General features: G+C 68.6%; 12 protein-coding genes and 1 tRNA gene. 2 read left to right on the top strand and 11 right to left on the bottom strand.

Annotated elements, in window-relative coordinates; all coding sequences use genetic code 11:
* Positions 1-82: 82 nt before the first annotated feature.
* Positions 83-232, bottom strand: coding sequence for a hypothetical protein (locus tag GVY39_RS01755; RefSeq protein ID WP_159919714.1), 150 nt, complete (start codon positions 230-232; stop codon positions 83-85).
* A gap of 393 nt (positions 233-625) precedes the next feature.
* On the opposite strand from GVY39_RS01755, the gene GVY39_RS01760 reads away from it, so the two are divergent.
* On the top strand, positions 626-1,579 hold the full coding sequence (locus tag GVY39_RS01760; protein WP_159919716.1) for an AraC family transcriptional regulator: 954 nt from the start codon (positions 626-628) through the stop codon (positions 1,577-1,579).
* Positions 1,580-1,628: 49 nt separating this feature from the next.
* On the opposite strand, the gene GVY39_RS01765 is transcribed toward GVY39_RS01760, so the two are convergent.
* The 7 genes from GVY39_RS01765 to GVY39_RS01795 form a co-directional block, all read right to left on the bottom strand.
* Positions 1,629-2,441, bottom strand: coding sequence for an RNA polymerase sigma factor SigF (locus GVY39_RS01765; RefSeq protein WP_159919718.1), 813 nt, complete (start codon positions 2,439-2,441; stop codon positions 1,629-1,631).
* A gap of 336 nt (positions 2,442-2,777) precedes the next feature.
* A complete protein-coding gene (locus GVY39_RS01770) occupies positions 2,778-3,449 on the bottom strand; it encodes a PAS and ANTAR domain-containing protein (RefSeq protein WP_159919720.1) in 672 nt (223 codons plus the stop codon).
* A 483-nt stretch (positions 3,450-3,932) separates the two neighbouring features.
* Entirely contained in the window at positions 3,933-4,931 is a 999-nt protein-coding gene (locus GVY39_RS01775) for a PfkB family carbohydrate kinase (RefSeq protein WP_159919722.1), read from the bottom strand.
* Positions 4,932-5,001: 70 nt separating this feature from the next.
* Positions 5,002-6,234, bottom strand: coding sequence for a glycosyltransferase (locus GVY39_RS01780; protein ID WP_159919724.1), 1,233 nt, complete (start codon positions 6,232-6,234; stop codon positions 5,002-5,004).
* Positions 6,235-6,905: 671 nt separating this feature from the next.
* The gene (locus tag GVY39_RS01785; protein WP_159919726.1) at positions 6,906-7,229 is read right to left on the bottom strand and encodes a cold shock domain-containing protein; all 324 of its coding nucleotides are present in this window, start codon (positions 7,227-7,229) and stop codon (positions 6,906-6,908) included.
* A gap of 659 nt (positions 7,230-7,888) precedes the next feature.
* Positions 7,889-7,964 (bottom strand) — tRNA-Gly (locus tag GVY39_RS01790).
* Between the two features lie 71 nt (positions 7,965-8,035).
* Entirely contained in the window at positions 8,036-9,250 is a 1,215-nt protein-coding gene (locus tag GVY39_RS01795) for an MFS transporter (RefSeq protein ID WP_223512913.1), read from the bottom strand.
* A gap of 93 nt (positions 9,251-9,343) precedes the next feature.
* Between GVY39_RS01795 and GVY39_RS01800 the strand changes: the two genes are divergently transcribed.
* Positions 9,344-9,670, top strand: a complete 327-nt coding sequence (locus GVY39_RS01800; protein WP_159919728.1) for a helix-turn-helix transcriptional regulator — start codon at positions 9,344-9,346, stop codon at positions 9,668-9,670.
* 18 nt (positions 9,671-9,688) lie between these two features.
* Here GVY39_RS01800 and GVY39_RS01805 read toward each other — a convergent pair whose 3' ends face one another.
* The 3 genes from GVY39_RS01805 to GVY39_RS01815 all read right to left on the bottom strand — a co-directional run bounded on the left by GVY39_RS01805 (position 9,689) and on the right by GVY39_RS01815 (position 13,920).
* Positions 9,689-10,111 carry a hypothetical protein gene (locus GVY39_RS01805; protein ID WP_159919730.1) on the bottom strand — a complete coding sequence of 141 codons (423 nt, stop codon included), beginning with the start codon at positions 10,109-10,111 and terminating at the stop codon, positions 9,689-9,691.
* Between the two features lie 153 nt (positions 10,112-10,264).
* A complete protein-coding gene (locus GVY39_RS01810; RefSeq protein ID WP_159920282.1) occupies positions 10,265-11,605 on the bottom strand; it encodes a pitrilysin family protein in 1,341 nt (446 codons plus the stop codon).
* Positions 11,606-11,643: 38 nt separating this feature from the next.
* On the bottom strand, positions 11,644-13,920 hold the full coding sequence (locus tag GVY39_RS01815) for a polyribonucleotide nucleotidyltransferase (RefSeq protein WP_159919732.1): 2,277 nt from the start codon (positions 13,918-13,920) through the stop codon (positions 11,644-11,646).
* Positions 13,921-14,779: the final 859 nt, after the last annotated feature.

A 14,779-nucleotide genomic window follows, 5' to 3' on the forward strand; every position in this document is an offset into this window, starting at 1 on the left:
GGCTCTGGAACCGGGAGAACGCCGGATGACCGTTCCGGAGGTCGGCGGCACGGCGCCGCCGACCTCCACGGCCGCCGATCGGTCACCGCTGATCGGTCTCGGTGCTCTTGCCTGCTTCCCGCATCGCTTCGGCGAGCTCACGGCGTAGACGCTCGGCGTTCGCCTCGTCGCCCGCGTCCTCGGCGGTGGTGATGTCCTGCCGCAGTTGCGCGAGCGTGTCCTGCGAAACCATGGGGCCTCCTCGTCTTTCCGGACGGTTTCGTGTGGAGGGGCGACGATGCACCCTCTCGATCAGGGTGGCCGCTCGGGCGAGGACGAAACACTTCCGCGAGCGGCGGCGAGGAACCTGCGGTGAGCCGCTGGACTCGGTTCGGCACGAGTGCCGCACGGCAGGAGCGTGCACGTCCGACGATTGAAGCCGGGTCGATCGGGTATTCGCCCATTCGTGTGTCCGGGCTTGCGAGCGCGGTCGCGCCGCGTGGTACCAACCGCTCCTAGCCACCCGTCTACCGACGTCAACGGTTGTGACCAGTCCGTACGCCGAGCAGAGCCGCTCGATGAACCACTACTACGACGCGCTGGCGAGACGGGACGCCGCACCGGAATGAGCAGGAGTGTCGCATCGATGGAGTCATTCGCCTTCCAGAGCGACAGCTTGAGTGATACCGAGGAATTCCTCAACCTCAACTACACCAAGATGCGGATCGGCAACGATACCGGGAGACCGGTTCGGACGACCATCACCCGGACGTTGCTGGGTCCGGTCGACCTGGACGATTTCGAGCTGCGCTTCGACATGAGCTACAACGCGCAGCCGTTGGGCAAGATTTGCCTGTGCCACGTGGAGACCGGCGCGATCGAAGAGAACTATTTCGACAGCGGTACCGATTTCTTCCGCCCCGGAGAGGTCGGGCTGCTGACTCCCCCGGACCTGCCGTATTCCGGCGTGATCCACCACGCCCGCTACAGCATCACGATGTTCGACCCCGCCCTGCTGACCCGGGTCGCCGCCGCCACCCCCGGCCACGACGCGGAACCGGTGCGGCTGACGGGTCACCGGCCGGTCTCACCGGCCGCCGCTCGGCACCTGTCCTCCGTGCTGGAGCACATGCGCGGCATCGCGGCCGACCATACGACGCGCGAACAACCGCTGATCACCTCGAACGCCGCGCAGTACCTGGCCGCCAGCGTGCTGCACGCCCTCCCCAGTACCGCCCACACCGATCCGACGGCGAGCGATCGCAACGACGCCCATCCCGATACGGTGCGGCGGGCACTGGCGTACCTCGAATCACATGTGTGCGACGACATCGCCGTCGCCGATATCGCCGCGGCCGCCTACGTCACCCCTCGTGCGCTGCAACTGGCGTTCCGGCGCCACCTCGACACGACGCCGATGACGTATCTGCGGCGGCTTCGCCTGCGCGGTGCGCACGAACAACTGCGCGACGGCTCGCCCGACGACGGTCACACGGTCACCTCGATCGCCGGAGCGTGGGGCTTCGCTCATCCCGGACGATTCGCGACCGCCTACCGCGAGGCGTACGGCCGATCCCCGCATACGACTCTCCAATCCTGACCGTCCGGCGTGGCTGGTCGGCCTCGCGCGGACGGTATCGGTACCGCGATCAGTCGCGAAGGGCGCGTTCTCGCAGGTCGGCGAGGGTTCGCGACAAGACGCGGGAGATATGCATCTGCGAGACGCCGAGCACCGCGGCGATCTGCGCTTGCGTACGGCCCTCGAAGAAGCGCATGCGCAGCACCCGCTGCTCGCGCTCGGGCAGTTCGGCGAGCAAGGGAGCGACCGCGAGGGCCTCTTCGGTCAGCTCGTAGGAAGGATCCTCCGCGCCGAATGTCTCGGCGATCGGCGCGCTGCCGGTGTCGTCGTCCTCGATGACAGCGTCGATCGAGTTGGTGGAGTAGGCGTTGCCCGCCAGCAGCGCTTGTGTGACCTCCAGCAGGTCGATGTTCAGCTCCACGGCGATCTCGAGGGCGGTGGGCATCCGTTGCAAGCGCTGGGAGAGCTTCTCCACGGCCGGACCGATGGACAGCTGGATCTCCTTGATCCGGCGTGGCACCCGCACGGCCCAGCTGTGGTCGCGAAAATGGCGGCGCACCTCGCCCATGATCGTCGGGACGGCGAACGACAGGAACGAGGGTCCGCGCGCCGGGTCGAAACGGTCGACCGCGAGGACCAGCCCCACCGAGGCGATCTGGTAGAGATCCTCATAGTTCTCCCCGCGACCGACGAAGCGGCGGGCGATGTGCTCGGCCAGCGGCAGGCACCGGCGCACGATCGCTTCCCGCAACTGCGGACGTCCGGGGTCGCTGTCGTCCATCGCGGACAATTTCTCGAGCCACGGTTCGATGCCGTCGTAGCTGTCGGTTCCGCGCCGCGTCCGGCGCGGCGTCGCGGTCCTGTGCGCGGTCGCCAATGCCATGAGCTTCCTCGATTTTCTCTTCCAGCGATCGACGCGCTCGCGAGTTCGTGAACGAGGCGACGATCGCCGAGTACCGTCCTGCGACTACGTCAAGCGTTCGTGGGCGGTCTTATTCGTATTTCGGACAGGTGGCGGGATAGTTGTTCGTTCTCGGCACCCCCGTCGTCGAGGAGATGCCGCAGCGGCTGCGGCGCGCCACCGGAGGAGTGCTGCCGGTGGGCCTCGTCCACGAAGTTCCCGCGATGTCTCCCTGAACCGCCTTCGGTCCGTACCGTCGCGTCATCCGCCCGCACGGCGCCGGACGACCGGGACTCGCGCGGACCGCCTCCACCACGATCAGTCGCGCGGTATGCGGTGGTGGACGGTGAGCAAGATGTGGTCGAACGCGGCGACCAGATCCGGTGGGGGCGGCGGCACCAGCGGAAGTTCGGCGATCAACTGCTGGGCGAGCGCGCGCAGCTTGGTGTTGGTTTCCTGGGAACGCCACCGCAAGACCTGGAACGCTTGATCGGCGTTGATCTGGTAGATGCGCATGAGCACGCCCTTGGCTTGCTCGATCACCGCGCGATTCTCGTAAAGCCCGGGCAGAGTCGCGGCGAGCATGGCTTGATGAGCCTCGGCGAGAGTATGGGACAAGTCGACGTAGAAACCGGAGGTGCCGACCGCGGCGCCCGTGTCGTCCAGTATCCGATCGGCGACGACGAGCACGGTGTGTTCCTGGCCGGACAGGTCGATGAACCGATGCCGGCTCGAGAAGGGCTCGCCGTGGTCGATTGCGCGAGTGATGGTCTCGGCGACGTGCGTGCGGTCGTCGGGATGTTTGTGCGCCAAGAGCAGCTGTGTGGTGGGTTCGATCTCACCGGGCCGATACCCGTGCATGCGATAGACCTCGGGAGACCACTCCCAGCGGCGAGTGCCGAACCAGAACCGGAAACTTCCGATCGCGGGCTGGTCCGACGGTGACGGGGTGGTCACAGCGGACGCGCGGGGCCCGATGCGTTGGATCATGAATGCAATGCCTCTCCGACGAACAAGGGGCTTGCGGCCGCAACGAGGCACCCTGACCGCCGACGTCCCCCGAGGGGACACGCGGACATGGGCGCGCTTCGGCCGAGAATCCGCTGTTGACTCAACGGCCGGCGCGCGACCCATCGTGTCGGCAGCCGGTGACCTGCCCAACCAGTATGTCATCCGTCGCCGGCTCCGGCACGGCGGTACTCCTTCGGCCCGGAGGGCGACGCGAATCGAGCTGCCGGACTCCCATGAGTCGACCGCCTGCTACGCAAGGCATTCGAGTCGCCGATGCCGCGAATCCGCTACCCGTTGCCCTCGGCTCCCGATTCGGCGCGTACGCAGACGAGGACGCCGCCGCGAGGGCACCTCGACCCCCGATGCTCGGGAGACGGCACAGGCATCACCCATTCCGCGGGATCCCCCGGCATGCTGGGCGGGTACGCCGATCGGCGAATTCCCCGAGCCGCAGCGCGCGGGTCAGATCCACCGGCTGTCTGCGTACACACCGGAGAGCACGGCCGATTCGGATTCCGAGAACGCGGCGGCGGCGCCGGAGCCGACGAACTCGGCCGCCGCGACCACCGCACGCCGCACCGCGCTTTCCGGCTCGCTTCCCTCGCCCAGAAGGGTTGCGGCAGCGACGGAGAAACTGTCACCCGCACCGCACGTGTCGCTGCCGTCGGGTGCTTTGGCGCCGGCGGGAAGCGGGATGCGCAGGCGTTTACCGGAAGCACGCAGGCAGACCAGGGCGCCCTCCGACCCGAGCGTGACCGCGATCGCCGCAACGGCCCATCCTTTGGCGAGCCTCCACAGATCCGGCCCCTCGTCGAGTCGGCCGGACAGCATATCGAGCGCTTCCGCGCGATTCGGGGTGACCAGGGCCGCCCCCGGAATCGGTACGGGTCCGCGCGGGTGGGGATTCCAGACGACCGGCACTCGTTCCGCGTGGTCGCGCAGCAGCGCGCGAATTCGCGGGTGGGCCGCGGTACCGCGACCGTAGTCCGAGACCAGTACAGCGTGCGCCGCCGCGACCGCGGCGTGCGCCTCCTCGGGCAGCGGATCCGTGCCGACTCGTCCGGTGCCGGAATCCATTCTGGTGATCAGGACGGGTGGCCGAGCCTGCCTGGACCGGGTGTGCCCGTTCGGACTCGCCCACGAGCCGACCGCTCGCACTCGTTGCTTGCAGACCGTCGAACCACACATGGGGAGCCCGATGACCCGCACGTGCCGGTCCAGCAGCGCGCGCAGCCGAGCAGCCGCCTCGTCGGCGGCGAAGCCCGCGATGAGGACGACTTCCCGGTCGCCCGCCGCGGCGAGCCGGGCCGCCAATCCGGCGCCACCCGGACGGAACGTCCGGTGCGCGACATCGACGACAGGAGCCGCCGACTCCGAGCAGCGCCGGTCGGCCCGACCGTCGAGGTCGATGTCGAGCAGCGCGTCGCCGATCACGACCAGCGGATCGCCCGTTGCCGTCACTTCCGCTCCAGCACGGCTTCCGACGCCGCGCGCGATCCGCTCCGGCCGAGTCCCCGTGCCGGTCGCCTGTTCACGTCGCTCCCTCCGGCGTCGCTCCCGGCGCGATGATGGGCGGCTCGCCGTGGGCGAAGCGATCGGTAGTGACGAACCGGTAGGCGTCGAGCGTCCGGGCGCCGATCCGGTCCCAGGAGTAGCCACTGCGGACACGCCGCAGTCCCGCCGCACCCCACGTCTGGCGCAGGCCTGGGTCCTCCAGCAGTGGGCGGACGGCCTCGGCCACCGCCGCCGGCGTGGCGGGGGCGACCAATCGTCCGGTGATCCCGTCGCGGACGGTATCGAGCAGGCCACCGACGGCGGTGGCGACCACGGGCTTGCCGCACGCCATGGCCTCGAGCGGCACGATGCCGAACGGCTCGTACCAGGGCGTGCACAGCACCACATCGGCGGAGCGCAGCAGCTCGGGCATCGCCGCGCGGTGGATGTGCCCGAGCAGGCGCACCCGCTGCGCCACGCCGTATTCGGCAGCCACACCGCGAAGGCGGCGGATCTCCGGATCATCGCCGGATTCGCCTCCCGCGATGACCAGCTCGGTGTCGGGCAAGCGCGAGAGAGCCGCGATCGCGAGGTCGAAACCCTTGCGCGGCACCATCCGTCCTACGGAGACCAGCCGGTGTGTTCGGCCGCGCCGGTCGGCGGGCCCGTCCGGGGCGAACCAGTCGAGGTCGACCCCGCAGGGCACCACCGAGATCCGCGGCCTCGGCACCCCCATCCCGGACAGTTCGTCCACCTCGTCCGAGCAGGTCGCCACCACGTGCGCGGCGCGATGGGCGATGATCCGCTCGATATGGACCCGCGCGGGTGGGCTGGTGTCCGCCGTCCCCTGGTACCGCCGCTTGACGCAGCCGAGGGCATGGAAGGTCATCACGAGCGGGATCCGCAACTGCCGCGCCGCCGGCTCGGACGCCACACCCGACATCCAGAAGTGGCCGTGCACCAGGTCGGGCGGGCACGCGGCCCAGTGCGCCCGCAAGAACGCGCAGAACTCGCCGAGGTAAGGCATGATCCGGTCCTTGGGCACGTACTCGGCGGGACCGGCCGGGACGTGGACGACTCGGTAGCCCGCGCCGGTCATAACCTCTTGCTCGGATTGGGAGCCGTCGTGCCTGGTGTAGACCGTGACGTCGTGCCCGCGTCGCGCGATTGCCGCCGATAGCTCGGCGACGTGGACGTTCTGGCCACCGGCGTCGACACCACCGAGTTGCGCCAGCGGGCTGGCGTGGTCGGACACCATCGCGATCTTCACTGCTGGCTCCGTTCGTCGAGGGCGACTGGACGACTAGCGCAGTAGCGGATCCGGGCCTCGCGTCGACAGCCCGATAGGTGCTGACATGCCCGTACCGACCGCACCGAAACATGAAGTCACGACCACCGCGCGGTTTGCGTCCCGCGGCCTCGGGTAGAGCGACGACATTGCTTCCGGCGCGTCGTAGTCCCCGCAGGAGGTCGCATGCGACAGCCGAACCACGCGATCACCTGCGCCGAACCAGCTGCCCCCTCGTCCGGTACCGGGCCCGCTGGGACGAGTTTGCGGCCCGGACCCGCACGCTGCCGTTCCACTACCACCAGCACGAGACCTTGCGAGCGCTCGAGGTCGTTGACCTGGCGGGCACGGCGCCCGTACCGTTCGAACCCCGTCTCGAATCGACGTCGGCCGATCGGTCCGCTGCCGAGCCGATTCTGCGTGACCTGCGCGGGCCGTGGACCACTGCTTGCCCGGTCTGCGATCGCGACTGCACAGACGAGACACTCCCCCGATGCCCGCACGACGTGTCGTTCGTGGCAGGCGTGCCGACCGGGGACGTCTGCCGCGACATCGATGAACTACTCGATCAGTCGCTTCCGATGTGACCGAACCGATCGGTCGCGGCGGACGGCCGCCGAAGCGTAGCTCGGCCCCGGCTCGGTCCGCGGCCTTCACCTACCGAGTGGATAGGGGCGGGCTGTGTACGGGCGTACGGTCGCCGCTTCGGGGCCGCGGTCGGTGACGGTGGTGGTGAACACGACGGTCTGGCCGGGGGCGAGGGTTTTGTATCCGCGCGTGTCGATGGCGCGGAAGTCGACGAATACCGGGCTCGTGCGGTCGTCGGGTTCGAGGTAGCCGAAGCCCTTTTCGGTGTTGAACCAGGCGACGGTACCGTGGCGCCATTCGGTGGTTGTGGCCGGAACGAGGGTGTCCCGGTGGGTGCGGAGCGGATGCGGAAGTCGAGTGTGGATCCGGGAATGCGTCGTGCTGGTCATGACAAGCGTGCACCGAGATTCGGGTCGGAAGGCCAAGAGATAGTCGTCGGCAGGCGTGTGCCGCTATCGGTGGTCGGCGACGCTATCGGTGGGAATCGTCGAGTTCGGCACGTTGGTCCTTTCTCCGGGCGCGGGCGGTCGTGACTACGGGAGCCGCGGGCCCGGACGCCGGTGCCGGGCCCGCCTCGGAAGAGAGTGACGTGACGGTTCGGTTGGTCCGCGGCTCACCTGCCTTTCTCATCGTTTGTCTTCCCTGTGGATGACCCGACTCACCTCATCTGCCTTGTCGAGTCCACATAACCTATGCCTTTGCAGACAGATTCCTTATAGCACTGTCGAAAAGTTGATGCAAGTGCTGAGAGGAAGGCTTCGGAGGGCTGCGCATGTGTCCACGACACGCGACAAATCCGCGCAGCCGCCATGCCACGCGAGCAGTCGGCGCGCGGAGCACTGAATCGACTCGGCCGCTCGGATGCGGCACGGAGACTCGGACCTTCGGGCGATCGACACCAACCGACATCAGGGCTCCGGTACCGCCCCGATCCAGCGGTCTCGGGCGGAAGTATCAACCGATGCATAACAGATCGGGATCGCCGAGCGACATGCGAATCCGCAACCGAGATACGCGTCCGAGCCGACGGCGATGAGAGGGAAAATCGTGGAGCGGATGACGGGATTCGAACCCGCGACCCTCACCTTGGCAAGGTGATGCGCTACCAGCTGCGCTACATCCGCACTCGCATCGCGTTGTCCACGATGCGACACAGAACATTAGCGGACAGTCCTGACAAAAAGCCAATCGCCGTTCATGCCCGCGGGACCGCCGCCCGGTTGCGGCGCAGGCCGAGCCCGGCCGCGATCAGGCACGCCAGAGCGACGACACCGACGAACCAGGGGAATACGGTGCTCAGCCCCCAGGTGGTGGCGGCCCAACCGGCCAGGATGGTGGGCAAGGCCATGGCGGAGTAAGCGAGCAAGTAGTACGCCGACATCGTCTCGCCGCGTTTGTGTTGCGGCACGACCTCCGACAGGTGGCGCAGCGAACCGCCGAAGCCGAGGCCGAAGGTGGCGCCGAGCGCGACACCCGCGGCCAGCACCGCGACCCAGTTGTGCGTGGCCAGCGCGGGCACGGTCAGCAGCAGCGACAGCGCCATGCCGGTGTCGCCGAGGATCGCGGCCCATCGGGCGGGCACGCCGGTCGCGAACAGTTGCGCGGTGGCGCCGGACAACGCCGTCGAGGCGACGACGGCGCCGCCGAAGACCAGATTGTGGATGCCGGTCTGCTGCGCGGCCAGCGAGGGATACAGCGACAGCAGCACGCCCAGCACCGACCAGGCCGCCATCACGCCGATCGCGGAGAACCAGAAGTCGGCGCGAATCTCCTGCGGCACCGCGGGTCTGGCGATCCGGATGCGTCCGGCCACCCGGGCCGAGTGCGGTTCACGCAGCGCGAGCACGCCGACGCCGATCGCCAGGCAGACGACGGTGATCACGACGTAGGGCGTGCGCAGCGGATGCGGCGCGTACTGCGCCAGCAGTGCCGAGCCCAGGATGGCCACGGCCATCCCCACATTGAACGCGACGCCGCTGAGCTGCCCGGATCGCGCGCCGCGGTGCGGGCGCAGATCAAGCAGCGCGGCGGCGCCCGCCACCACCGTGGAGCCCACCGCGAGGCCGTGCAGCGCACGCGCCAGCAGCAGCATGGACACGCTGTCGGCGAGCACGAACACCCCCAGTCCGGCGACCATCGTGGCGAAAGCTCCGAGCAGCACGGGCTTCCGGCCGACCACGTCGGAAATGCGCCCGGACACCAGCACCGCAACCAGCGCGGCCACCGCGTAGACGGCGAACACCAGGGTCGTGGTGAGCGGCGAGAGATGCCACTGCTGCTCGTAGATGCCGTAGAGCGGCGCGGGCACGCCCGAAACCCCCAGCGCCACACCGCTGGCGGCCAGGACCAGAGCGTAGGCCCAGCGCTGCGAGGCCTGCTCATCGACGGCCACCGCCATCGTCGCTGCCATCGACCCTCCGATCAGGTAAGTTTGATGATGATCGAACCGCAGTCGACGATACATCCGGTACGACGATTATCAAACCTAGGAGTGAGCCAGATCATGTCCGATGTCCGCGACGTGGAGCAGGCGCCACCGGTGGCGGCGCTGCCCACCGTGCTCAGCGCGCTGCAAGATCCGGTGCGCCTCGAGATGGTGCGCAGGCTCGGCAACGCGGGCACGGCGGTGCGCTGCGGCGCGCTCTACGAGGCGATCAACAAGTCGACGGCCACCCACCATTTCAAGATCCTGCGCGACGCGGGCGTCATCGAGCGCTTGATCATCGACGGACACACCTGCCAGCGCCTGCGCCTCGACGACCTCGAGTCCGCCCTGCCCGGACTGGTTCCGACGATCGTCGCGGCCGCCAACCGCGCTCGCCGCGAGTGATCCGGAAGGGGCGCGCGCTCAGCAGGCGTCGAACCGCCACTTCCCGTCGATGAACGTCCACGTCTTCGGCTTCGGATCGTCCTCGGCCGCGCGGGCGTCGAAGTTCACGACCGTGACCGTCCCCGTCGACCCCGACGTCGTGACGGTGACCTCCGACGGCTTGGACTTCAGATCCCGTCCATCGTAGAGCTGCGCCATGGCCGCCACATAGTCGTCCTCGTTCAGCGTGAGCCTGCAACGCGCGGACCGGAATCGATACGCGGCGGCGTAGTCGTGGCTCGCCAGTGCGTCGTTCATCTCGGTGGCTTCCTCGCGCAGCGCGGACGCGGTCGGCTCGCCCGCCTTGCCTGCGTCCGCGTCCGTTCCACCGCACCCGGACAGCACGAGGATCGGCATCGAAACCGCGCCCAGCGCGCGAAGGGCACGATTCGTTCGGTTCATCTCGACTCCTTGCCAGAGATCGCCGGATCCGACACCCGGACAATCGAGTTCAACGCCCTCCGGCGAGGATTGCCGGCCGGGCGGCCGAAACAGTATCGCGGCGAGGGAATTCACGCCAAGCCGCGAACCCCTCCCTCACGGCTCGGGCCAGGATCAGCTCGGCACCAGCCGCCGGACGGCAGCGGGGAGATCGCGGGTGCGCTTGTACGGTCCGGCGACCGACGCGGCGAAAGGCCGCGCCAGCAGCGTGCGCGCGACGGCGGACACTTCGTCGGTGGTGACGGCGTCGATGCGGGACAAGGTCTCGGACACGCTGCGATGGTTGCCGTAACTCAGTTCGCTGCGCCCCAGACGATTCATGCGCGAGGCGGAGTCCTCCAAGCCGAGCACCAGCCCGCCGCGCAGCGAGCCCTTGGCCCGCGCGCACTCGGCGTCGCTGATGCCGTCGGCGGCGACTTCCTCCAGTACGCCGCGGGCCAGTGCCGCCACCTCGCCGAGATTCTCCGGCTGGCAGCCGATGTAGACCGAGAACGCGCCGGTGTCGGCGAAGGTGTCGACGCTGGAATACACCGAGTAGGCCAGCCCGCGTTCTTCCCGGATGCGTTGGAACAGACGGGAACTCAGCCCGCCGCCGACCACCGTGTTGAGCACCGACAGCGGCCACCGTAGGTCTCCCTCGTGGCGCCCGAAGGCGCGCACGCCGAAAGCCAGATGAGCCTGCTCGCTGTCGCGATGACTCCAGTGCAGCTGCGGAGCGCCGTGCGGCCGGAATCGGCCCTCGCGCCGCGGCGCGGGCGCCGCCGCCGGGTCGAGCCGGTTCTCGAAAGCGCGGTGCACCAATTCCACGGTGTGGTCGTGCTCCACGTTGCCCGCGACCGCGACCACCATACGCTCCGGCCGGTAACGCCGAAGATGGAACGAGCGCAACTGCGCGGCCCGCATCCCCTCGATGGACTCGATGGAGCCGATCACCGGGCGCCCGATCGGGTGATCGCCGAACAGCGCGGACAGGAAGGAGTCACCGACCAGGTCCTCGGGGTCGTCGTCGCGCATCGCGATCTCCTCGAGCACCACCTGCCGCTCGACGTCCACGTCCGCGGACCGGCACAGGCCGTTGAGCACCACGTCGGAGACCAGGTCGACGGCCAGCGGCAGATCCTCGTCCAGGACGTGCGCGTAGTAGCAGGTCTGCTCCTTCGCGGTGAACGCGTTCAGCTCGCCGCCGACGGCGTCCATCGCCTCCGCGATGTCCAGGGCCGAGCGCGTCGGCGTCGCCTTGAACAGCAGGTGCTCGAGGAAGTGTGCGGCACCCGCGACAGTCGGGCCTTCATCGCGCGAACCGACCCCCACCCAAACGCCGATAGAGGCCGAGCGGACCCCGGGCAGATGCTCGGTGACCACGCGCAACCCGCCGGGCAGCACGGTGCGCCGCACTCCCCCGTCCGTGTCCGCCCGCAGCTCGAGTGACGAACCCCCCTGCCCGGTGCTGAGCAGAGGGGTTGTCGTCTTCTTCTTCGTCACAGGGACAAGTACTACTCGGTCCCGGCCGAGCCCGCATCGGCCGTGTCGTCGCCGGGCTCCTCGGCGTTCTCCTCGACCGGCACGAGCGAGATCTTGCCGCGGTTGTCGATGTCGGCGATCTCCACCCGCAGCTTGTCGCCGACGTTCACCACGTCCTCGACCTTGGCCACGCGCTTGCCGTTACCCAGCTTGGAGATGTGCACCAGGCCGTCACGGCCCGGCAGCAGCGAGACGAACGCGCCGAAGGCGGTGGTCTTGACGACCGTACCCAGGAAGCGCTCGCCGACCTTCGGCAGCTGCGGGTTGGCGATGGCGTTGATCGCGTCGATCGCGGCCTGCGCCGAAAGGCCGTCGGTCGCGCCGACGAACACGGTGCCGTCGTCCTCGATGGAGATGTTGGCGCCGGTGTCCTCGGTGATCTGGTTGATCACCTTGCCCTTGGGGCCGATCACCTCGCCGATCTTGTCGACCGGGATCTTGATCGCGGTGACGCGCGGCGCGTACGGGCTCATCTCGTCCGGGGTGGCGATGGCCTCGGCCATCACGTCCAGGATCGTGGTGCGCGCGTCGTGGGCCTGGCTCAGCGCGCCGGCCAGCACCTGCGAGGGGATACCGTCCAGCTTGGTGTCCAGCTGCAGCGCGGTGACGAACTCCCGGGTGCCCGCGACCTTGAAGTCCATGTCACCGAAGGCGTCCTCGGCGCCGAGGATGTCGGTCAGCGCGACGTAGCGGACCTCTTCCTCGCCTTGGTCGTTGGTGATGGTGTCCGACACCAGACCCATCGCGATACCGGCGACCGGCGCCTTCAGCGGCACGCCAGCGTTCAGCAGCGACAGGGTGGAGGCGCACACCGAACCCATCGAGGTGGAACCGTTGGAGCTCAGCGCCTCCGAGACCTGGCGGATGGCGTAGGGGAACTCCTCCTGGCTGGGCAGCACCGGGATCAGCGCCCGCTCGGCCAGTGCGCCGTGGCCGATCTCGCGGCGCTTGGGCGAACCGACGCGGCCGGTCTCGCCGGTGGAGAACGGCGGGAAGTTGTAGTGGTGCATGTAGCGCTTGCTGGTCTCCGGGCCGAGCGAGTCGACCTGCTGGGCCATCTTCACCATGTCCAGGGTGGTGACGCCCAGGATCTGGGTCTCGCCACGCTCGAACAGCGCGGAGCCGTGCGCCCGGGGCACCACCGCGACCTCGGCGGACAGCGCGCGGATGTCGGCCAGGCCGCGGCCGTCGATGCGGAAACCGTCGGACAGGATGCGCTGGCGCACCAGCTTCTTGGTGACCGAGCGGAACGCCGCCCCCAGCTCCTTCTCCCGTCCGGCGAAGTCCTCGACGAGACGCTCGAGCACAGCGAGCTTGATCTCGTCGATCTTCTCCTCGCGCTCCTGCTTGCCGGAGATGCTCAGCACCTCGCTCAGCTCGCGCTTGGCGGTGCCCTCGACGGCCGTGTACACGTCCGCGCCGTACGGCGGGAAGAGCGGGAACTCCTCGGTGGGCTTGGCGGCCAGCTCGGCCAGGTCCTGCTGCGCGCGGCACAGGCGGGCGATGAACGGCTTGGCGGCCTCGAGGCCTTCGGCGACGACGGCCTCGGTCGGCGCCTGCGCACCGCCCTCGATCAGCGTGATGACGTTCTCGGTCGCCTCGGCCTCGACCATCATGATGGCGACGTCACCGGAGTCGACCACACGGCCGGCGACGACCATGTCGAACACGGCGTCCTCGAGCTGCTCGGTGGTCGGGAAGGCGACCCACTGGCCATCGATCAGCGCGACGCGAACGCCACCGACCGGGCCGGAGAACGGCAGACCGGCGAACTGGGTGGACGCGGACGCGGCATTGATCGCCACCACGTCGTAGAAGTCCTTCGGGTCCAAGCTCAGCACGGTGACCACGACCTGGATCTCGTTGCGCAAGCCGTCGACGAACGAAGGGCGCAGCGGCCGGTCGATCAGGCGGCAGGTCAGGATCGCGTCGGTGGAGGGGCGGCCCTCGCGGCGGAAGAACGATCCGGGGATGCGGCCCGCGGCGTACATCCGCTCTTCGACGTCGACCGTCAGCGGGAAGAAGTCGAACTGGTCCTTGGGCTGCTTGCCCGCGGTGGTGGCCGACAGCAGCATGGTCTCGTCGTCCAGGTAGGCGACGACGGAACCGGCGGCCTGCCGGGCAAGACGTCCGGTCTCGAACCGGATGGTGCGGGTGCCATAGGCGCCGTTGTCGATCAGCGCGACGGATTCGAAAACACCGGGCTCGACCTCGACGGCGGAGCTCTTGCGTTCAGTTGTTTCGGTCATTCTTCTCTCTCAACCTCTCGTCTTCGCCGGCTCGAGCGCCCGGTGGGCGCGATCCGGCTGTCGTCAGCCGTACCGGGTACGGACGCGCGGCAACCCTCGTGGCTGCGACGCGCACACCCGGCCGTCTCCCCTTGGAAACGGCGACGCGGAGGCGGTCATCGATCGAAGCCCGACGGCGCCAACTCGCTGCCGATAGGCCACTACCGAAGACCGACGCCACGCGGGCGGGTGCATACGGCTGTGCAATGTTGTCGTGCGACGGGGCCGATCCACCCCTCAACACAAATAGCCAACGGAGCGATTGTACGTCTCCCCCTCGGCTGAACCAGCGACCGCCTCGGACATCACGTGTCGGGAGTCACACTTACCACTCAGGCCCCGCCACAGCCGCTCTCCGAACCCCGGCCGCGCCCCCACAGGCAGCGGACGAAGTGGGCCCTACGTGAATCGACGAAGAAACGAGGCCCGAATGCCACAGATTCGGGCACCGTCGGCCCGATAGAACCACGCAATGAGCCCGGCGATCGGGTAGCGGCCGGCACCTGGTGCCGCGCCAGCCGTCCCCGAACCCCGGACTCAGCCGAGAACTCTCCGGGTGCGACACGCAAGACCAGGAAATCGCGCGAAGCTCGAAACCCGGGCACCACATGAACGGCACCGATGATCTGCCGCGCCGAAGCCTGGAACTGCAGCCTGGAACTGCAGCCTGGAACTGCAGCCTGGAACTGCAGCCTGGAACTGCAGCCTGGAACTGCAGCCTGGAACTGCAGCCTGGAACTGCAGCCTGGAACTGCAGCCTGGAACTGCGCGAGCAGTTGCCCGACACGCACCGGCCAGGGCTGATCGAAATCGCCGCACG

This window comes from Nocardia sp. CY15 (assembly GCF_009829295.1).
In the GTDB taxonomy this organism is placed as follows: domain Bacteria; phylum Actinomycetota; class Actinomycetes; order Mycobacteriales; family Mycobacteriaceae; genus Nocardia; species Nocardia sputi.

What these genes read in the sequence shown, in the direction of transcription:
- GVY39_RS01755 (WP_159919714.1), bottom strand. Translation starts at nt 232, where the DNA reads ATGGTTTCGCAGGACACGCTCGCGCAACTGCGGCAGGACATCACCACC.
- GVY39_RS01760 (WP_159919716.1), top strand. Translation starts at nt 626, where the DNA reads ATGGAGTCATTCGCCTTCCAGAGCGACAGCTTGAGTGATACCGAGGAA.
- GVY39_RS01765 (WP_159919718.1), bottom strand. Translation starts at nt 2,441, where the DNA reads ATGGCATTGGCGACCGCGCACAGGACCGCGACGCCGCGCCGGACGCGG.
- GVY39_RS01770 (WP_159919720.1), bottom strand. Translation starts at nt 3,449, where the DNA reads ATGATCCAACGCATCGGGCCCCGCGCGTCCGCTGTGACCACCCCGTCA.
- GVY39_RS01785 (WP_159919726.1), bottom strand. Translation starts at nt 7,229, where the DNA reads ATGACCAGCACGACGCATTCCCGGATCCACACTCGACTTCCGCATCCG.
- GVY39_RS01795 (WP_223512913.1), bottom strand. Translation starts at nt 9,250, where the DNA reads ATGGCAGCGACGATGGCGGTGGCCGTCGATGAGCAGGCCTCGCAGCGC.
- GVY39_RS01800 (WP_159919728.1), top strand. Translation starts at nt 9,344, where the DNA reads ATGTCCGATGTCCGCGACGTGGAGCAGGCGCCACCGGTGGCGGCGCTG.
- GVY39_RS01805 (WP_159919730.1), bottom strand. Translation starts at nt 10,111, where the DNA reads ATGAACCGAACGAATCGTGCCCTTCGCGCGCTGGGCGCGGTTTCGATG.
- GVY39_RS01815 (WP_159919732.1), bottom strand. Translation starts at nt 13,920, where the DNA reads ATGACCGAAACAACTGAACGCAAGAGCTCCGCCGTCGAGGTCGAGCCC.